The 19,136-nt window shown below is 53.4% G+C and carries 15 protein-coding genes and 1 pseudogene; 8 read left to right on the forward strand and 8 right to left on the reverse strand.

The genetic code is table 11. From position 1 onward, the window contains the following. The first annotated feature begins 571 nt into the window (after positions 1 to 571). From GTP27_RS22080 to GTP27_RS22090, 3 genes are all read left to right on the forward strand, one after another. Positions 572 to 712, forward strand: a complete 141-nt coding sequence (locus tag GTP27_RS22080) for a YhfG family protein (RefSeq protein ID WP_161041255.1) — start codon at positions 572 to 574, stop codon at positions 710 to 712. After that, on the forward strand, positions 702 to 1,295 hold the full coding sequence (locus tag GTP27_RS22085) for a putative adenosine monophosphate-protein transferase Fic (RefSeq protein ID WP_161041256.1): 594 nt from the start codon (positions 702 to 704) through the stop codon (positions 1,293 to 1,295). The genes GTP27_RS22080 and GTP27_RS22085 overlap by 11 nt, the downstream gene beginning before the upstream one ends. 353 nt (positions 1,296 to 1,648) lie before the next feature. Then, complete coding sequence (locus GTP27_RS22090; RefSeq protein ID WP_161041257.1) at positions 1,649 to 1,867, forward strand: hypothetical protein; 219 nt, start codon at positions 1,649 to 1,651, stop codon at positions 1,865 to 1,867. A gap of 200 nt (positions 1,868 to 2,067) precedes the next feature. Here GTP27_RS22090 and arsA read toward each other — a convergent pair whose 3' ends face one another. The 8 genes and pseudogenes from arsA to GTP27_RS22130 all read right to left on the reverse strand — a co-directional run bounded on the left by arsA (position 2,068) and on the right by GTP27_RS22130 (position 9,641). Beyond that, positions 2,068 to 3,840: an arsenical pump-driving ATPase gene (gene arsA / locus GTP27_RS22095; RefSeq protein ID WP_161041258.1), complete on the reverse strand. Its 1,773-nt coding sequence runs from the start codon at positions 3,838 to 3,840 to the stop codon at positions 2,068 to 2,070. Positions 3,841 to 3,851: 11 nt separating this feature from the next. Further along, the gene (gene arsD / locus GTP27_RS22100) at positions 3,852 to 4,220 is read right to left on the reverse strand and encodes an arsenite efflux transporter metallochaperone ArsD (protein ID WP_161041259.1); all 369 of its coding nucleotides are present in this window, start codon (positions 4,218 to 4,220) and stop codon (positions 3,852 to 3,854) included. Between the two features lie 87 nt (positions 4,221 to 4,307). Beyond that, positions 4,308 to 4,733 (reverse strand): arsenate reductase (glutaredoxin), encoded by a 426-nt coding sequence (gene arsC, locus GTP27_RS22105; protein WP_161041260.1) that lies wholly within the window; start codon positions 4,731 to 4,733, stop codon positions 4,308 to 4,310. A gap of 13 nt (positions 4,734 to 4,746) precedes the next feature. After that, positions 4,747 to 4,962: pseudogene (locus tag GTP27_RS22110) on the reverse strand (ArsB/NhaD family transporter); the annotation flags it as partial. Positions 4,963 to 5,031: 69 nt separating this feature from the next. Next, the gene (locus GTP27_RS22115) at positions 5,032 to 5,436 is read right to left on the reverse strand and encodes an ATP-binding protein (protein ID WP_161041261.1); all 405 of its coding nucleotides are present in this window, start codon (positions 5,434 to 5,436) and stop codon (positions 5,032 to 5,034) included. A 464-nt stretch (positions 5,437 to 5,900) separates the two neighbouring features. After that, positions 5,901 to 6,191 (reverse strand): helix-turn-helix domain-containing protein, encoded by a 291-nt coding sequence (locus GTP27_RS22120; RefSeq protein WP_161041262.1) that lies wholly within the window; start codon positions 6,189 to 6,191, stop codon positions 5,901 to 5,903. Further along, positions 6,191 to 7,477 (reverse strand): type II toxin-antitoxin system HipA family toxin, encoded by a 1,287-nt coding sequence (locus tag GTP27_RS22125; protein ID WP_161041263.1) that lies wholly within the window; start codon positions 7,475 to 7,477, stop codon positions 6,191 to 6,193. Before GTP27_RS22125 ends, GTP27_RS22120 begins: the two co-directional genes overlap by 1 nt. A gap of 322 nt (positions 7,478 to 7,799) precedes the next feature. Next, entirely contained in the window at positions 7,800 to 9,641 is a 1,842-nt protein-coding gene (locus tag GTP27_RS22130; RefSeq protein ID WP_161041264.1) for an ATP-binding response regulator, read from the reverse strand. A 481-nt stretch (positions 9,642 to 10,122) separates the two neighbouring features. Here GTP27_RS22130 and GTP27_RS22135 point away from each other — a divergent pair, with 481 nt between their 5' ends. The 5 genes from GTP27_RS22135 (at position 10,123) to GTP27_RS22155 (ending at position 19,132) form a co-directional block, all read left to right on the forward strand. Continuing rightward, entirely contained in the window at positions 10,123 to 12,042 is a 1,920-nt protein-coding gene (locus GTP27_RS22135; protein ID WP_161041265.1) for a hypothetical protein, read from the forward strand. Positions 12,043 to 12,333: 291 nt separating this feature from the next. After that, positions 12,334 to 14,427, forward strand: a complete 2,094-nt coding sequence (locus GTP27_RS22140) for a secretin GspD/PilQ domain-containing protein (RefSeq protein WP_161041266.1) — start codon at positions 12,334 to 12,336, stop codon at positions 14,425 to 14,427. A gap of 133 nt (positions 14,428 to 14,560) precedes the next feature. Further along, positions 14,561 to 15,817 (forward strand): hypothetical protein, encoded by a 1,257-nt coding sequence (locus GTP27_RS22145; protein WP_161041267.1) that lies wholly within the window; start codon positions 14,561 to 14,563, stop codon positions 15,815 to 15,817. Positions 15,818 to 15,834: 17 nt separating this feature from the next. Continuing rightward, positions 15,835 to 16,281 (forward strand): type 2 periplasmic-binding domain-containing protein, encoded by a 447-nt coding sequence (locus GTP27_RS22150; protein WP_161041268.1) that lies wholly within the window; start codon positions 15,835 to 15,837, stop codon positions 16,279 to 16,281. 58 nt (positions 16,282 to 16,339) lie between these two features. After that, a complete protein-coding gene (locus GTP27_RS22155) occupies positions 16,340 to 19,132 on the forward strand; it encodes a TIR domain-containing protein (RefSeq protein ID WP_161041269.1) in 2,793 nt (930 codons plus the stop codon). The last annotated feature ends 4 nt before the right edge of the window (positions 19,133 to 19,136 follow it).

The following is a 19,136-nucleotide window of genomic DNA, read 5'->3' on the forward strand; positions in this document are numbered from 1 at the left end:
CCGGCGGCGTTCCTGGCTCACGGTCACTACTTCGATTGTTTGCTTGTTCCTAGTCATATGCACAGTCCTATTCCTATCCGTAAGAATAACGCATAGGCTGTGTCCGGTGATTCAAGGGGCTATCTCATCCGTGGCGATGGGGGAAGGCCAATAAATGCGCATCCACTATGGGTAATAAGCTGCGTTTGTAGAGGGAAGCGCTGGAAAGTTCAAGAACATGGATTTAGGTTAGAGCACTCTTGCACGGACCTCTGTAGCGACGCGTCACTAGACCGCAAGTCTCAACATCTGCGATCATTAGGTGTACCCACCGACATTTTGTGGTCTAATTTCTAACGATCTCATAATGCAACCTGAAGCAATGACCTGAATCACCACATGAATCGCAAAAGTGACACTTTTGCTTTCCACTACGGCTTCTTAGCCGCGCTGGACGCCGAGGGCGAGGATAAGGACAATGACCTGTGATGCTCGTCTCACAAAAGACAAGGCATGCTTGGGTCAGCCCCCGGCGAGTTGCGTTACAATACTTGAAAGCCCTTTTGAGGATGTTGTGATGCTAACAAAAGAAATGAAACTCCAGGCTTTCATGAAGCTGCGCGCCGAGAACTACCGCGCCAGCCTGCGCCTGGAGGGTCTGACTCCGCGCCCGGTGGCCACCCACAAGCCCGCGCCTACCACGGCCGCGCTCAAGACTAAACATGCCCGATAAGTACGGCACTGGCGGGGACACGCAGTACTGCTATCCCGGCTCCGACGTATTGATCAACAAGCTCGGCCTCACCAACGAGGCTGCACTGGAAGCGGCTGAAGTCGAGCTGACCCAGACGCGCCTCGAGCAGTTCAAACCCGACTTCGACAACATCTCCCTGTCGGCCTTGCGCGACATCCACCAGTTCCTGTTTCAGGACGTTTATGCATGGGCGGGCGAGCTGCGGACGGTCGACATCAGCAAGGGGGCGACCCGCTTCGCCAACGTGAGCCGGGTCGAGCCGGAGGCGAACAAACTCTTTTCGCAGCTGGCGCAGGAACGCTATCTGGTTGAACTGCCGCGCGAACGCTTCGTGGCCCGGTTGGCGCATTACTACTGCGAGCTGAATGTCGTCCATCCTTTCAGGGATGGTAACGGACGCGCACAGCGCTTGATGTTTGAAGTGATCAGCATCAACGCAGGCTACCTGCTGCATTGGGAGCCGATCGGCCGCACGGAGTGGTTGGACGCCAATGTCGCCGCTTACAACTGTCAGCTGGAGCCGTTGACGGCGCTCTTGGACCGGGTACTGACGCCGATGTGATTGGCGTGAAGCTGTAACAGGACAAGCCAACAGGACGCCAGGCTGACGCCGCTGGACATGCCGTAGAGGAAAGCAATTGTGTTACCGGTTTCAACGCTTGCTTCCCTCTTGACTGTGGCTGGAAAGTGACATATTTGCCGGCACGTCCTAGAAAGCAATTGTGTCAACGTGCAGCATCAGAAAGTAAATCTGTCAACTCGCAGCTTTGAAGATTCAGCAACGGCGATAAGCTGTTGAAATCATGAGAAAAACCGTACGATTCCAATCTGCTGTTCCGCGCGCCAGGCCTGCCGGCCCTGGCATCATCGAGGCGTATAGCTTGAAGCTGGGGCGGCGACCACAAATGCTGCCCGGTGCATAGCGCTCTGCTGGAAATCGCCTGTGGCACGTGTGGCGCCAAGGCGCCCTACCGGCTCAACGTCGCCCTGCTCGACGCACCCTACCGATGCGGAAGCTGTGGCCATCTGTACGGCGCATCGCCGCCCGCTTCGCTGCCACACAAGCGTTCATTCAACAAGAAGGCGCGCATCGCCATTACGCGATTGCGCTTCAGCCACTACTCGTATTTTTGAGCGGTCCTCGGCGTCCCGACGCCCACGATGTAGACGGCAAATTGCAGACAAATTTGCTTTCCTGAGAAATTTTGCAGACAAATTTACTTTCAATTCTCTAAGTATTTGATTTCGCGGTAAATTTTCGGAAAAATTCGATAAAGAGGACCTTGCAGACAAATTTGCCGTCGCGTTGCAGACAAAATTGCTTTCCCCTACGGCTACAGAATAGGCCGAGTTAGCTGTTCTAAGCGAATTACGCCTACAGGATCTGCCGCTAAGAAAGGGACTACCGCGTAGCGATGGGCATACTGAGTAGCCACCGCTGCAATGTGAGCCCGCTCATTCATGGCACGCTGGCGTAACAGCGATGAACGTGGATAGGCCGCACTCAAGCTATTGTTGATGATCCATGCCCACGGTTCAATACCGGCCCGGCGCAAGTCGGACTGTAACCCTGCAGCTTCAAGCACCGGAGTGGTCTCAGCCAGTGTCACGATAAGCACCATGGTCTGGACCGGATCCTGTAGTTGCATCATTGGTGTGGTGAAGTGTAACTGGGTATCCGCCATCTGACGCGTCACCTCTCTGTGATAGGCACCGGTAGCATCGAGTAGCAGCAGTGTGTGGCCAGTAGGAGCGGTATCCATCACGACAAATTTTCTCCCTGCCTCCCGGATCGCACGAGAAAATGCTTGAAAGACCGCAATTTCCTCGGTGCATGGTGAACGCAAGTCTTCTTCCAGTAAAGCACGCCCTGCCGCATCGAGCTTCTTCCCCTTGGTGTCCATCACTTCCTTACGGTAGCGCTCCGTCTCGGCGTGCGGATCTATACGGCTTACCGTCAGCAAGGCTAGCGATCCGCTAAGCGTTTCCTCCAGGTGGGCAGCTGGATCGGAGGTGGTCAGGTGGACCGCATGGCCACGTTCAGCCAGCGCAACGGCTACGGCTGTGGCAAGCGTGGTTTTACCGACACCGCCTTTTCCCATCAGCATAATCAGACCGTGGCCATTCTCGGCTATTTCGTCGATCAGGTCAGACAGCGGCGGGGTCGCTATAGCGGGAATCGCTGGCACTATTGCCGCCGCGTCGCCGGTATCAGACTGCAGCAATAGACGTAAAGCATCCACCCCTACCAGATTGAATGGCATCAATGGAATCTGATCTAGGGGAAGTGCTTTTAGTGCTGAGGGCAAATTCGCTATGGCTTGCTGCTCACGCTGAACAACGGCAGCTGCAAGTGCATCCAATGCACTCTCGCGCTCAGGCAGTACGCCATTGATGACTAGGTATTGTTGTGTCAAACCAATGGCAGTCAATTCATCATGAGTGCGGGCAGCTTCGCGCAAGGTAGCGCCTTGTGCGCGCGCAACCAGAATCAGTCGCGTGCGGGCTGGATCCGCGAGTGCCGCCACAGCAGCATGATAGCGGTCGCGCTGTTTTTCAAGACCAGCTAGCGGACCCAGGCAGGATGCATCACCTTTTCCCTCTTCCAGAAAGTCATCCCATGCACCTGGCAACTGCAACAGCCGAATCGTGTGACCTGTCGGTGCGGTGTCAAATACGATGTGATCGTAGTCCCGCAGCATCTGTGGGTCGGTCAGCAGGGCCGTAAACTCATCGAAGGCAGCGATCTCGGTAGTACAAGCCCCTGAAAGCTGTTCTTCAATCGACTTGACCACGGCATCCGGCAGTACGCCCCGCACCGGCCCGACGATCTTGTCACGATACAATTGCGCTGCGGCCTGCGGATCGATTTCCAAGGCACTCAAACCGGGAACTGTGGGGATGGCGGTCACGCTATTGCCGATTGCAACCTTAAAAACTTGACCTACATTAGATGCTGGATCTGTACTGACCAACAACACGCGCCGCCCTTGGTCTGCCAACAAGACAGCATGGGCGCAGGCCAGCGACGTCTTGCCGACGCCTCCTTTTCCCGTAAAAAACATAAATGATGGCGGGTTGTCGAGAAAGCGGAAGGCTGCGTGCATGATGGGACTCCTTAGCAGGTTTTGCCACTAGCGCAACAGGTGTTGGCTCGCTTGGCGTTAGAATCCGTATCCGGAAGGGTGAGGCCGGCCCAACGTGCGAGGTCTTCTCGCCGAGGGTAGCGCCCAGTGAGTGCGACTTCGCCTTCGACCAGTATCAACGGCAGCGCATCAGCGCCGGATCGTTCCAGAAAGCGCTTGACCACCGCGCTATCGGCGAAGGCCATTGGCTGTTGAGCCAAGTTATAGCGCTCTAGCTGCATGCCATTTAGCCGCGCCCAATCGGTATCGGCAGAAAACGCCAGTAATTGTGCGTCTACATCTAGTCCGCATACACCGCTGCTGCAATACAAAGCTGGTTCGAATACTTGAATAGTCACCATGATTGATCTCCCTATTGTTAGACAATGCACGTAAAAAGCATCGACGGCAAGCGCAGCAAAACGCTGCGACTATATTTATGATCAATATCAGTGCGGAATTCTCTCGCCGTTTTCGTTGACCACGCGCTCGCCATCTTCTTTCGTAAATGCGCCTCGTTGTGGTTGCGGAAAAATATCCAGTACGAGCTCCGACGGCCGGCACAGCCGCATACCCAGCGGCGTGACGACGAATGGACGGTTGATCAGGATGAGATGCGTCACCATCGCTGCAAGTAGTTCCATCTTAGTCTTGGACTGTGCATCCAATCCAAGCTCCTGATATGGGGTTCCCTTCTGACGAATCGCATCGTGAACCGTTAATCCAGATCTGGCGATCAGATCCAATAAAGTAACCTGATCAGGTGGATCTTTCAGGTATTCGATAATGACAGGTTCAATACCGGCATTGCGGATCATGGCCAGCGTATTGCGAGAAGTGCCGCAATCTGGATTGTGATAGATCGTAACAGTCATGGTTGTGTCTCCCTTATGCAAGGCGTACAGCGAGTGCAGCGAGCGTGATGAACAATACCGGGAGGGTCAACACGATACCGACGCGGTAATAATATCCCCATGAAATCTGAATATCTTTGCTCGCTAGGACATGCAGCCACAGCAGCGTGGCCAAGCTGCCGATTGGCGTGATTTTCGGGCCGAGGTCACTGCCGATGACATTCGCATAAATCATTGCCTCGCGCACCAATATCTAGCAAGCCAGTCACGATACAGAACTACGATTGCAGCCAGGCCATGATGAATTTGCACGGCCCTGTCAATCCGACAGAACGCTGAAAGGTTTGCAAAGACACAATACGTTCTTTCCATCCTGACGGCGATAACTTCCGCGCGTCGTCAGGCTACGTACTAGGTGAATGCCCAAGCCCCCTACTGGCAGCTCAGCCAATGACGTATTAAGGTTCGGAGCAGGGTAACGCAACGGATTGAAGGGCGGGCCATCATCGGAAAGTTCGAGTTCAATACCCAAGGTACTGCAGCTTAATGTAAGCCGTATGTGACCTTCACTATTACCGTGCCAACCATGAACAATTACGTTCGTCACTAACTCTTCTATAACTAAATTTAGTTGAAAATTTTCTTTCAACGCTAGTAAATGTCGTTCGCACCATGCCGCTACCGCATTTCCAAGAATAGGAACAGCTGCTAGTTCGCTACGCATGCGAAATTCGAAATCAGTCGACACTATTTCACCTAAAAGATAAATGCCCGAAGCACCAAGTATGCCGCATGCCGGTTGAACCCCGTGGAAAACGTCTCTGCTTGCTCATCAAACACCTTTACATAGCAGGCATTTTCGCTCAAATCAGTGTCCAGGTACATTGAACCACTACAGGTGGAGCCTAATGGGCGGCTTGCGACGGCGCGCAGCGAAGTGTTTATCGAATGTGGTAGCCGGATGCGCACTCTCCCCCAGCCGAGCCTGCAGACTAGCGACATCGAGGTGCCGGACGCAGCCATGCTCCGCTGCGGCGCATTGGGATGGCCACCCAGGTAGCGTATTTCAGTGCCGCTGCACTGGTGCAGGGGGCTGGGCTGGGAAGCATATGGCGGGCCGCTGGCGCCAGAGCGTCTGTTGGTCGGTAATTCCCCTCTGATGATCTGGGCGGGCCAGCCGTGCCCGTCCTATGGCCAGCTTGCGGCCGCGACGGCGCCAGCCCGCAAGCCCATGGGCTGCAGCAGTTTATCGACCGTGCTCAAGGTAGGGCTGGCGACGCCCCGTTCGATATCTTGCAAGGTGCGGGGCGAGACTTGACAAAGGCGGGCATATTCGGGGATGGTCAGGCGCAAGGTCTTACGGATCTCGCGTATCACGGCCGGAATCGGCATGGCCGGGGCCGCCTCCAGACGCAGCATCAGGTCGCGCCGCAGGGCGACCTGCTCGGCGGGGCTCAGCACGGCATAACGTTTATCCATCAGAGTGCCTGTAATTGCTCAAGGTTGGCGGCGATGGTGCGGCCTTTGAGGGCGAGCACATCGGCAATGCCAAGTGCGTGGGCATGTGCCATCAGCGTCTGCAAGGGCGCCACCATCGCTTGCAGGGCCGTGCGCAGCAGCGCGGCATCGACCCCGCTGGCCTGGGCCGCTTGGGCGATGACACTGGCCCAGACGGGCGCCCCGTGGTCATCTTCCGCCCAGCGCATGCGGCGGGCAATACCGTCCGGATGCAGGAACATGGGGGCGAAATCAAACAGGGGCGTCAGACGCACCCGGCCTTGCGCGTCGCGCTGGATGGCCGTGTTGCGCGCATGATTATCCGTATTGCCCAGCACGATATTGGCCACATCGCGCTTCAGATATTCCACCGTTTCGCTAGCGCAGTCGCTCACGCTGGCGCGCAGGCGCTGCAAAAATACATTATGGCTAGGAACCTCGCCAAACTGGTGCAGTCCGCACACGGAGGCCAGGCTTTCCTGCGCATGGCGCAGCACTTGCTCGCTGCTGATCTGCCGGTCGAAGCGGGGAATCCACAGGGAGCGCCCGTGCAATTGCAAATCCCCATGCACGCGCAGGCCGAGCTGGCGCGCCAGTGCCATATACGGCGCTTCACAGCGCAGGATCGTGGCCAGTGCAGGGTCGCTGCCGCGGCCAAACTTGACGATGTAGTGACGCTGGGCCAGCTGGTCGGGTAGCGTATGGTCAAGGTAATACAGGCCGTCCCGGGCCTGGGTCAGTAAAATCTTCGGCCATTCGCCCTGCACCCCCGACGAGCCGGCCAGAAACAGACCATGCTGCGCCAGATATTCATTGAAGTCACCGGCCCGCTGCGCCACCTCGTCGCGGGTAAAACCGCGCGGCGGGCTGGCGGATTGTTCCCCACTCCACGCGTGGGCTTCCTTGATGCGCAGGTTGCCGATGGGATTACCGGCACCGGCACCCAGCAGAGCCCAGTCTGCCGCCGGGCCGGCGTGGACATCGCGCTGTAGCTGCTTGAGCAACTCCTGGCGGCCATAGCCCTGTGGCAGCAAGTCGACCAGAAAGGGCGGCCAGCTGTCGTGCTTGATCAGGGCAATGCCGATCGGATGGTTGATCGAGAGCGCGGCCGCATCACGCCGGCCAAACTGGGCCAGCGCATAGTCGACCGTGTAGCTGAGCCATGTCGGTGTGGCCGTGCCGCGCGTGACATCGCCTTGCAAGGTCACGGCGGCCGCATCGTGCCAGTGGCCATCGAGATAGACCTGTAATGTGCAGTGTTCATCCATATACACAGTTTAATATCACATTACAGGCAAGTCTACTGTTTAATTGTGATATTCTGATGTGTATATATTGAATCGGCCGGACCAATAACGGCGCACGGCCGCCGGACTGGACAGCGCAGTAAAACCATCGAATTTTTGCTCACCGCAAAGCGCGACATGGTCGCTGCTCAACTTCTCTTCGACAAGGTCACCTAGTCTAAGGCGCTCGGCAAACTGTCCCAATCGATGCGGATCGTCCTGTTCTTGCGCTTGAAGTATCACAAACTAAGTGGCTGTGTTCACCGCATCCGGAAAGGGCCAGCTTGAAAAATGAATCGCCTCATTAACGATTAATTGCTGGGTCGATCTCCGTAGTCGCTCTGAAATCTTTCATTTCGCAATGCTCGACCTCTATCACGGTAGACGACTGATTGATCAGAGAAATCAGCGTCGTCTGTAAAATCTGACTTTGGAGAGGTTTATGCATGACAGAAATGCCTGTAGATGCAATTGTTTTAATTTGTTGAGGGGACGTGTCACCTGTAATAAGGATGGCTGGGACATCCAAGTTAAATTCATTACGCAGTTTGGTGACGACCTGTATTCCAGTTTCATTGTCACGCAGGCGATAATCGCATATTATTGCGTCTGGTGCACACGGACTGCTAGCTAGCATCTGCAGCGCTTCCGCTCCTGAGCTGGCAGTTATCACATGACATCCGAATTGCTCCAGCAGCAATCTCGATGCGCTCAAAATCATCGATTCGTCATCGATGACAACAATAAGTTTTCCTTCGAGGTCTGCGCCGTTAAGAGTATCGAGCGGCTTTTTTTGCAGTGGCGTAGGTGGCAAGAGGCTACGCGGGATTTCAACTTCAAAAACTGAACCATGGCCTATCTCAGAACGGACTGTCAGCGGCGTATGCATAAGTCGAGCTTGGCGGAGAGCAATCGCTAAGCCTAGGCCGAGTCCCTTAGAACGGTCGCGCGCTTTATTGCCAATCTGAAAAAACTCTTCGAAAATTGCCGCCTGCTGATCGATTGCGATACCCATACCAGTATCGTACACACCGCAGCGGATTGTATCGCCGGTACGACGGCAGCCAACTAGTATCTTGCCCTCGGTGGTGTAGCGCACCGCGTTGCTGACCAGATTACGCAATATATTTTCAAACAGATCCGCATCACTTCTAATCAACACTGAGCAAGGCGCTACACGCAATTGCAATCCCTTTGCCTGCGCCTGCGGAGAAAATTCGAGCTCGATTTTATTAAGCACCATCGCAATAGGAAATGTAGTGAAATTGGCCTCCATTGCATTGGCGTCAAGGCTGGAGATATTGAGCAACGCGCTAAACATTTCATCCATAGTGTGTGCACATTCCCTCACTTTATCCAGTACCGGATGGGCGCTCGGAGGAAGGTCTAAATTCGCTAACGCACCTAGATAAAGATTCAAGGCGTGCATGGGTTGGCGCAAGTCATGGCTAGCGGCTGCCAAAAATCGAGACTTGGCTTCCGTTGCCATCTCCGCTATTTCTTTCTGTGCCTGCAGTTTGACGGCCATCTCTTCAACTTGATAATGGTTGTACAGTGAACGGATCAGCGAGCGGTGCGCGCCAACTGCATAAGTACTCGACCACGCGAAGTAGCCACTCGCGCCAGTTACCACAAACATGGAGTAACTATCCAGATGTGCAAGTGTTGTTACGATCACACTACCCACGCAAGGAATAAGAAATAGGAAGAGTGCAGGCAGAGAGGCCTTCAACGAGTTTAATGCGCCTGAAGACAAACCGATAACGAAAAAAATCAGTACTAGCTGCATGGGGAAATTACCGGGTATCCACATCATCCAAATCCCCCCGGCCCAGATCAGTCCATTCATTGCGGGCAGCGCTATCGATCGACGCAAACGCTGAAAGACGTTGGCACCTGACAGGGGAATACGCCGCAGCCGAATACCTGCCAATAAAGAGTACAAATTGAAAAGCATCTGTGCCATGAGCCAGCACGACAATGAAATTAGCTGGGCACTTTTGTGAAATGTCCAGAAGCCAACCAAACCCATACCTATCGTGGCTATTCTTGCCCCTACGGAAGCGCTTTCTAAAGCGCGTACTTGATCCTGCAAAACTCTGCTTGACCTGCTCGCTTCATCAAGTGTGGGGAGGGAAATATTCATGAGCTTACCTAATGGCGTAAGGCGGCATTCACCGCATTTAGATTGCTAAAACTCGTTCGAAAAATTATATCTTACGCAATAATTTTCGCATGTGGCATCTACAGCCTAAATGAGTCTTGAATCGCTATAAGTCTGCTAGACACCTGCGAGCCGCTCAAGATACCAGCTTGGCCGCTTCGGATAGGAACATCGGCGGGAAGGTTGTCTTCACTTCCTTTCCATTTAATCCACTCAGAAAACGAAGGTTCGTCTCTTCATATACTTCAGTATATATCTAATAACTTTCAAAATTGCTAAGGTGTCGATGCCTAATGTTAATACGACATGCAACGGTTATCGCAGATTTTAGGATGAACTCGTCGAGATGGCATATCCGTATTCTAAGGATAGCTGCTGCATATCAGAACAGTTGGCTGCGCACAACATTACTTTCCTATCAACAACATGCTAAGCCTCCGGCTGTAATTCACGTGCATCCAAGATGACAATAGTATTTTTGGTAATGTCGCCGATAAAATATTTTGAAAGTTTGAAAATGAAAAAAAATTCGAGTGTATCGACCATCGGAGCACTAGTCAGTGCAGCCTTGCTTTTTCCAGCAACTTCTTATGCCGGTTGCAATGCCGGCAGCTTCTTTACAGGAGGTTGTAATGATAATATAACAAAAGTTGTTTATCAGGTAATTAACGGTACCTCGACTGCGATGAACACTGCCGGGGCATTCGCCAATGATGCAGCAGCTCAGGCATATGGCTTTGCCAACGCCACCGAAGCCAATGCTTTGGCAAAGACCACTGGCTTTGTCAGTTCCAGTGCCGCCATCACGGCAGGGTTTGCCGATAAGGTGCAATTGCAGGCAATGCATGATGCTGCCAAGGCTGCGGGTTTCGCCAATGCACAGGCTGCTTATGCCAGAGGATACGTTAGTACCGTTCAGGTTTCTGCTATGCAAACCTACGCGAAGAGTGCAGGTTGGACTTCACTGGCCGTTGCTGATGCCTTTGCAATCAGCAATGGCTTTGCCAATGTGGTCGCGATACAAGCCAAAGGATATACCTCATTAGCACAGGTGCAATTGTTTAGTGCAGCCTCCAAAGCTGCGCGTTATTCATCTATGGCGGCAGCGGAAGCGGAAGCTGAGGCACTCGGTTTTAGCAGTTATGGTGCACGCATCGTCAATGACAGCAAGGATCTGACGCAGGCGGAATTCAACAGCATTTCATCGACATTGCAGACGACTTACAACAGTGGTCTACATGCCGCCTATACGGTCTATGGCTATGCACTCACTGCGGTCGACTACCTCAAGGATCCTTCCAATGTCCTAAGTCTTCTCCAGAAGGCATGCTCCAAGAACGCTACGGACACCTTCAAATCAATGGGTGGCCCGTCGCAAACTATTGCACAGAATCTCATCAAAATAAATAATGTGCCGACTACCCCCAGCCAGAAAGCGCCGCCGCAACTTATTTTGGGTGCTGTTCCACCGGTGCCGACACTGACGCCGCAGATCCAGGCAACTCTAGATAAACAACATCGAAAACATAGCTCGGTTAGTGCCTTTTTTTCGGGGGGGCAAAATTCATTTAATAAGGAAGAACTCGCCGCCGCGGATGCCTACGTGATTGCGCTGCACAATCACGCCGAGGCATTGACTGCCAATGAGAATGCAAAGCGAAATTTTGCAGCGGATGCTATCGCGTACGCGCCCATCACAACCGGTACCGATGCCCAGAAAGCGCTGGTACGACTGATCCGTAGTATCGGTCGCGGTTCTAAGGTAGATAAACAAATGGCAGGTGACTTAGTCCAAGTCGCACAGGCTGCCGGCTTGATTGACTCGAATTTGAAAAACTTAGTATCCCCTTCGTCTCCTTGGAAGCCTGCGCACATCGGTATGTATGTGGGCATCGGCGCAACGGCCGAAAACGCCGGCGGTAATAGCACTGTCTCATTTGGATTAGACATTTCTCCAGCACTTGGATCAAACCAAATGGTCTATGCACTTACCGTCGGTGGTGGTGCCACCCTTACTACAGAAACGGCTGGCCAGGCGGGTATTTCTACTGGCGTATTCTGGGGCTCCGGTTCAATTAGAGATTCTGAGGGTATCTCACTGACGGCGGCATTCAACCAGCAAATAGATCAGCGCGCGTTTCTCGAAGAGGGGCTGAACTGGAACTTGCCGACTCAAATTGATAACTTGATCAAACATGCACGTGATAAAAATATTATTGCGATGGCAAAGGACGAACTCAAACAGATCACTGACTTTGTGAATATGGCCTGTAGTGCGCCGGATATTAGCACCGCTGGAGGTGTAGGTACGAAGGCGGAGCTAGGAGCAAGTTTTAATTTCCAGTTTGGTTATCAGAAAATCATCAAAAGTGGAACACTTTAGTTCATTTGGAACAGTTCAAGACTGAGCGGAACATGACACGCTACAGGGATGGACTGAGGGGAGCGATACTTTGACTTGAAGTTATCCAGCGCATGAAAATATCGTTTCTTTCATGCGCTGGAGCGCTCCAGTCGAATTAGGTCAGCACTTACTTAGGCGTTTGCCGCACCAGAGACGTGCGCCAACGCTAGGGCATGACCGGGTAACCGTTCAAGCGACTTCAGTGGTGCCTCAGCGGGCGGCGATATCGCAGCCCCAGAAATACCGATTCTTCGCGACTACATATCTAAAATGGAAAATATTCCAAAGTTCAAAAACTATATCGGGTTGTTTGTTGGCAGCTTGCTCATTTCAGGATGCGCAAGCTCACCAACCAACAAGCTGGCCGATAAAGGCAATAGTATGATGCCCTCAGCAGAGGATCCGAGCGCGATTAACACTGCACAGGTTGCCGAAGAAGGTATCAAATATCTGCAACTGAATGACTATGATAAGGCGCGTCGGCTATTTAGCGCTGCCATCAAGTTCAATGCTGCGAACGGAAATTTACACCTGCTTCTTGGTATGTCCTACCATCAGGAATTTATCAAGACGGGAACGCAAGAGGCGCGCGAAAAAAGTGCGGTAGGCTATCAGATTGCGGCTCGCTACGAGCCGAAAAATCCACTACCGTTACTACAACTGGCGCGGCTCGAAATGGATGCACATGATTACAAGAACGCGACACAGTTTTTTGCCAAAGCGATTACGGTCAGTCCCGGCAATGGCGATGCCTTCTATGGGCTGGCGTCCAGCAGCTACCTGAGTGGAGATTTGGTCACAGCCCTCTGGTCGGCCGATGAGTTGACCAAACTCCACTGGAACCCGCCAGCGGTCAATCGCCTTAAAACCGTGCTCTACAACGCTGCCGGTTTGCCGGAGCAGGCGGAACAGGCACGCGCAGCCTATATCAGTTCGAACCAGTTGCAGGGGAACGAGCTGACACAATTCGACCAGCGGCTAGAGGAAATTCGTGCAGTGATTGCTGGTCAGAAATGGCTAACCCCACCGCCCGAGCTTGCTGCGCAAGGCGAGCCAGCTACTTCTGCTGCCCCACCAACATCACCTGCTGTCACACCGCTTGCGGACGAGAGCAGCAGTAGCGATCTCACGGGTACGGCGCAAAAGGCCTGGTATGACTGTGCAGCAGCAGCGGCAGCGCCCTTGAAGTCTACAACGCAACAGCAGTCGGCCGGCGCAGGGGCGTTTGGTGGCATTCCCGGCATGGGCGTCAACGGCATGGGTTTTAACAGCATGCCTAGCTATAACAGCGGTTCATCGGTTCCCAGTAATGTCGGTGTGATCTCGACCAGTGGAGCCGGCGAAGAAATTTCACAACTACAGGCCTTGCCGCCCCCCTGCGTAGGCGCGGAGCCCCCTCGCATGGCGGTCATCGATGCAGTGATCCTGAGGACCGAAGTGTCCGATAGTCGCTCGTTCGGGGTCAATCTTCTGCAAGGTATCAATTTGTTTTTCAACAAATCCGCGGTACGTACCTCGCCCGGATCGACCGTTACCACCGTAAATTACGGTTTGGGCGGTGCCAGTATCAGCACGGCACTGGCCTACTCGCTCAATATCGCCAACGCCACCAATAACCGTAACGAGGTAATCGCCCGCCCATCGCTGCTGGCTATTGATCGTTTACCTTCGACATTTTTTTCCGGCACGACCGCATCAATCGCCGTTCAATCGGGGCCGGGCGGAGTTAGTAGTCTGACCGACAAGCAATACGGCATCAGCTTCTCGGTGACGCCCACGTTCATCGACAATAAGAGCGTCCTACTGAGTATCAAGGCGGTACGCTCGTTCGTCGAAGCGCCGGATCTCGGCACCTCCGGAGTGGCACTCTCGCTTTCACGCAATTCGGTTACGGCCAATGTCATTGCAACTTTTGGCGACACGATCATTCTGAGCGGACTGACCGAACGCGAACTTACCCGTAGCGACAATGGAGTACCCGTCTTACGTGATATCCCGCTGGCGCAATACCTTTTCCAGAATTACCGAACAACTGATTTTTTTAGGACAGTTGTCGTGATGATCACCTTGCGCAAACCAGTCACTGATTTAGAAAAAGCCGACAACGCCAGCCGAGATAAATTAGCCAACGCCAAAGGTGGTAATTCGCGCAAAGAATATGCCTTCTATTGGCGTATTGAGGAATACCAGAAATTCCTCAATTCCTACGCTCCCAATCTGGATACCGCCATCGACACACTGGAATCTAACGAACTGTACAAGAATTTCAAAAGCAAGGACTTGATTGATACAACCTGGGGGGCACAGCCACCCTTGAATCAGATACTGAACGATCTGAAAACTAGCATCTATCACGGTCGATAGGTTTTTCCCCCCTAGGCTTGCTGATGTCGTCCACGGGTGGAGGCACAGTCCTGCGCCCCTGCAGCGCGGTACCAGCTAAAGGAGGGTGGGAAATGAATTCACTTTAATTTACTTAACTTTTACAGACTACGATATGGCTAATCCGACTCCCCGAAAAATCGCGTGCTGGTCGACGCTGGCTTTGCTGCTGGGAGCGATATCTCCCTTCTCCGGCGCGCAAGAGTATCCATCCAAAACTGCTGATGAGCATGCTTTCACTGTGCGCGGTTTCGGCACGCTGGGCCTGACACGTACGGATACCGATGCAGCCAGATACCGTGCCAACTGGCAGAATAGCGGCGGTGCGGACAAAAAATGGGACCCTAGCGTCGATAGCAAACTAGGGGTACAGGCAGACTGGAGTATTAGCGATAGTATTGCGTTCACCGCACAGTCGACTGCCAGCAAGGGCGCCAGCGGAAGTTATGCGCCAAAAATCGAGTGGGCATATGCAAGCTATTGGATCGGTTCGGATCTGGCTGTGCGTATTGGCCGTACCCGGCTGCCAACCTTTTCCGCCTCCGATTACTACAATATCGGTAATGCCTACTTGTGGGTCAGGCCACCAGCCGATGTCTATAACCAGTTGTCCTTCTTCTCGGTTGATGGCGTGGATCTCGTCTACGAGTATCACACGGACCAGTATTCACTGCTGTTGCAACCAGTCGCAGGCAAGAGTAAATTCGATCTGTATTTCCCAGTTGCCGGTGGTCGCCTGAAGGGGAATGTCGCCAATATCCGCGGTATAAACACGTCAGTGCAAGCAGGTGAAATTTCGTTACGCCTAGGATGGATGCGTGGCCAGTTAGATCTAACCAATCAACCTGAAGCTCTCGCCAGCATCGTGGCCGGCCTTGAACAGGCCAGTATGTTTTTCCCGGCCGCGAGCGGCCTGGTGCAACGGTTTGGCCTGCACCAGCGCGATGCCAAGTTCGTCAGTCTGGGGGCTACCTATGACGGAGAACATCTGATGGTTCTGTCCGAATTTACCAAGCGACGTACTTCCTCGATCATGCCTGATTCTACCGGCTGGTATATCACCGCAGGGCTGAAGCAGGGGCGCTGGACTCCCTATATAACGTTTTCCGAGCAACGCATTAATAGCCAGCGCTATGATAATTCAATACCGGCAGCGGGTCAGTTTCTCCCGCTATCACAGGCGGTCAATGGAGTACTGGGCTATCCTACCGACGACAAGGCAATTGCACTGGGTGTGCGTTATGAGTTTACACCCAAGATGATGCTTAAGGCTGAAATCCAGAATATCAACGGTGGTCTGCCACCACTGCAGGGACGCACACAGCCAGGTACGGTCAAAGTTCTCAGCACGGTAGTCGATTTTATTTTTTGACTGATTAAGAAAACATCATGAAATTCAAATTTAATCTATCTGTGACGATGGTGCTCTCCCTAATCACGGTCATGGCCCAGGCACAGATCAAACCGCCGACCAGGTTAGCGATTGTGGTCAACGTCAACAATCCGACTACAACAATGTCCGCAGAAGAAATTGGCGATTTGTACCTGCATCGAGCGACCCATTTCCCCAATGCCAAAGAAGCGACCCTGATAGACCAGCCGGTCAATTCCGTGACCTATGAAAATTTCTACAGAGAAATAACCCATAAAACGCCGGGGCAGATACAAGGTTACTGGTCCAGACTGGTATTCACGGGGAAAGGACGTCCACCTAAGCAGGTCGCTGGCAATGCCGAGGTGAAAAAGATGGTAAGCGGCAATCAGGGCAATTTGGGATACGTCGAGGAGACCGCACTGGATAAAACCGTTAAGCCTGTGCTGTTGCTGAACAAATGATCTCGCTTGAACGGACGGGGACAGCGCTGTTGATGTCCAAGCGGGGCGGACGGTATCGATGAGCGCACGCCTCAAACAGAAGAAGCAGCGCGCTTCAGCACCTGAAGGCTATCGCTACTGGGCATTCATTAGTTACAGCCATGCCGACGAGAAAATCGTCAACTGGCTACACGCATCTCTCGAGCAGTATCGCCTGCCTGCCGGTCTGCACAACCAGCAGGGCGGGGCAATTACTGGCCAACTCTATCCGATATTTCGTGACCGCGATGAATTGCCCAGCTCAGCCGATTTGAGTCAGCATCTGCACCAAGCACTTACTGAAGCCAAATACTTGATCGTTGTCTGTTCACCCCGTTCGGCGCAGTCTCTCTGGGTGAACGAGGAGGTCAAATCGTTTAAGGCCATGGGACGGGCCAGCCGTGTGCTGTGCATGATTGTCGACGGTGAACCGAACGCCAGCGACAAGCCCGGCCTCGAGCACTTGGAATGTTTTCCAGCCGCCACACGCTTCGATGTGGACCCCGACCGTACGCTACTTTCGAATAGAACCGAGGTAATTGCTGCTGATGCTCGCAAAGGCAAGGACGGCAAGCGTCTGGCATTGCTGAAACTGATCGCCGGCTTGGCAGAGGCAAATTTCGCCGATCTGGTGCAACGACAGGATCAGCGGCGCTTCAGGCGATTGATGGTGCTCGCTAGCTTGATGTCCGTGTTAGCTCTGGCCTTTGGCGTGATTACCTGGCAAGCGGTGCACGCGAAAATAGAAGTCGAAAAGCTTTATCGCACGGCCCTATCTAGGCAACTCGCGCACTTTGCTGATGCGCCTACCAGTGGCGAACAAAATGTGGCCACGAATATCCTATTAGGAGCGCTGCTGGCCAATTTGGTTGAGCCAACCATCGAATCGCAGTCCAGTATGTTGCGGAGTATCTTGCATACAGAAAATATGCGTTCTGTTGTGCAGTTGCCTTCCGCTGCTGCTGGAGTCACACTGAGTCCTGATGGCAAGCTCTTGGCGACCGCCAATTGGGATGGCAGTGTCAGTTTTATAAGTCCTGCGACGCTGCGCGCTGCCCATCCGGCGCGCGTCGCCCACAAGGAAAAAGTGCTGGCCGTTGCGTTCAGTCCGGATGGTCGGATCGCAGCGTCGGGGGGCGTTGATCAATGCGTACAATTCTGGGATGCCGCAACTGGCACCCCTTCAGGCGAGAAAATTCACGCTCACAACGGCTGGGTCAGTGCACTGATCTTTCTATCCGGCGGTGGTCGAATGGTGACGGCCGGCTGGGATGGTCAAGCTCTGCTCTGGGACGTACATAGTAAGCGTGTCAGTGCGAAGCTGTTAAACCTCACAAATCCCATAACGGCATTAGCCTTGAGCCCCAACGGGCGCTATCTTGCGCTGGCCGCCGAGGCCGAAGGTATCTTTATCATCAATCTTGCCGATAAATCGAGTAGCTCCATCAGAAAAACAGGAGGCATCGTTCAAGCACTGAGCTTCAGTCCTGACAATCGGCACATTGCGGCAGCAGGTCTGGATAGGACGATCGATATTTTCGATTTGCAAACCGGTAAGCCTAGTGTGCCATCTTTGACCGGACATCAGGATGGGATCACCAGTCTAGCATTTAGCCCTGACGGCAAGTACCTCGCATCATCGAGCTGGGACAAGACCATCCGGTTATGGGATATGTTCAAGCAGGCAAAAAATGTGGGCATTCTGCGCGGCCATGGAGCACAAGTTACGGGCTTAGTCTTTGCGAGCGATAACCACAGCCTATACTCCTCGGCACTGGATCATAATCTCATCATCTGGGACCTGAATGCTGATTCGTCGCTAATTAAAAAGCATCGGGATTCAATCGCTGAAATCCGGCGGATTGCGCTATCGCCCAACGGCAAACTGCTGGCTACGGCCGGCTGGGATGGCACCGTACTGCTCTACGGTTTGCCGGATCTGACGCTGCTACCGCTGCGGATCTGGCTAGCGGGCGTTAACTTGTATACGGCGGTATTTTCACCAGATGGGAAAACGCTGGCCATCGCCGGCAGCGATAAAAAAATCTATCTATGGGACACAGATGCACATCACTTCCGTCAGACGCCATTGCTGGGTCATCAAGGCGCGGTTGTAAGTCTAGGTTTCAGTCCTGATGGGAAGCAATTGGCTTCAGGGGACTGGAATGGGGCCATTTTGTTATGGGATACGCAGCGGAACCAGCAAATCCCGCTACCGGCGATGAACCTCAACGGCCAAGTAACCAGCATTGTGTTCAGCCCAGATGGGCAGCACTTTGCTAGTGCCGGAGACGACGAGGCGATTGCTATTTGGACACTGGCTACAGCCGGTCGTACGCCTTCTATCATCAGACACAACATTACAGGACAAAATGCCATGATTACCAGTTTGAGTTACAGCCATGATGGCAAATTTCTCGCATCTGCCGGTGAAGATGAAACCGTGGCTGTCTGGGATACTGATACCTACCAGCAGAATGGAAATCCTATCAAGCTCGATGCCGTCGTCAGTAGCGTAGCATTTGATCGCGACGATCGGTTGCTCGCGACGGGAACGGTAAACGGTGATCTGCAATTATGGGATGTCGCATCGCGTCGGCAGTTTGGTGCCCCCATCCGTGCGCAGCAAGCACGGATTTCAAATCTGAGTTTCAGTCCGGACGGTAAGGCGATACTCTCCGGGGCATTTGACGGAACGCTGCTCAGTATGAGCCTCGATCAACGCGCATGGAAGCGGCGTCTATGCCTGGTCAGCAACCGGAATCTCAGCAAAGAGGAATGGACTGTAGCGGTCGGCTCCTATCTAACTTACCAGCCGGTATGTGACGTATGATAAT

It is taken from the genome of Duganella qianjiadongensis, assembly GCF_009857915.1.
GTDB lineage: Bacteria > Pseudomonadota > Gammaproteobacteria > Burkholderiales > Burkholderiaceae_D > Rugamonas > Rugamonas qianjiadongensis.

What these genes read in the sequence shown, in the direction of transcription:
- GTP27_RS22080 (WP_161041255.1), top strand. Translation starts at nt 572, where the DNA reads ATGAAACTCCAGGCTTTCATGAAGCTGCGCGCCGAGAACTACCGCGCC.
- GTP27_RS22085 (WP_161041256.1), top strand. Translation starts at nt 702, where the DNA reads ATGCCCGATAAGTACGGCACTGGCGGGGACACGCAGTACTGCTATCCC.
- arsA (WP_161041258.1), bottom strand. Translation starts at nt 3,840, where the DNA reads ATGCACGCAGCCTTCCGCTTTCTCGACAACCCGCCATCATTTATGTTT.
- arsD (WP_161041259.1), bottom strand. Translation starts at nt 4,220, where the DNA reads ATGGTGACTATTCAAGTATTCGAACCAGCTTTGTATTGCAGCAGCGGT.
- arsC (WP_161041260.1), bottom strand. Translation starts at nt 4,733, where the DNA reads ATGACTGTTACGATCTATCACAATCCAGATTGCGGCACTTCTCGCAAT.
- GTP27_RS22115 (WP_161041261.1), bottom strand. Translation starts at nt 5,436, where the DNA reads ATGCGTAGCGAACTAGCAGCTGTTCCTATTCTTGGAAATGCGGTAGCG.
- GTP27_RS22120 (WP_161041262.1), bottom strand. Translation starts at nt 6,191, where the DNA reads ATGGATAAACGTTATGCCGTGCTGAGCCCCGCCGAGCAGGTCGCCCTG.
- GTP27_RS22125 (WP_161041263.1), bottom strand. Translation starts at nt 7,477, where the DNA reads ATGGATGAACACTGCACATTACAGGTCTATCTCGATGGCCACTGGCAC.
- GTP27_RS22130 (WP_161041264.1), bottom strand. Translation starts at nt 9,641, where the DNA reads ATGAATATTTCCCTCCCCACACTTGATGAAGCGAGCAGGTCAAGCAGA.
- GTP27_RS22135 (WP_161041265.1), top strand. Translation starts at nt 10,123, where the DNA reads ATGACAATAGTATTTTTGGTAATGTCGCCGATAAAATATTTTGAAAGT.
- GTP27_RS22140 (WP_161041266.1), top strand. Translation starts at nt 12,334, where the DNA reads ATGGAAAATATTCCAAAGTTCAAAAACTATATCGGGTTGTTTGTTGGC.
- GTP27_RS22145 (WP_161041267.1), top strand. Translation starts at nt 14,561, where the DNA reads ATGGCTAATCCGACTCCCCGAAAAATCGCGTGCTGGTCGACGCTGGCT.
- GTP27_RS22150 (WP_161041268.1), top strand. Translation starts at nt 15,835, where the DNA reads ATGAAATTCAAATTTAATCTATCTGTGACGATGGTGCTCTCCCTAATC.
- GTP27_RS22155 (WP_161041269.1), top strand. Translation starts at nt 16,340, where the DNA reads ATGAGCGCACGCCTCAAACAGAAGAAGCAGCGCGCTTCAGCACCTGAA.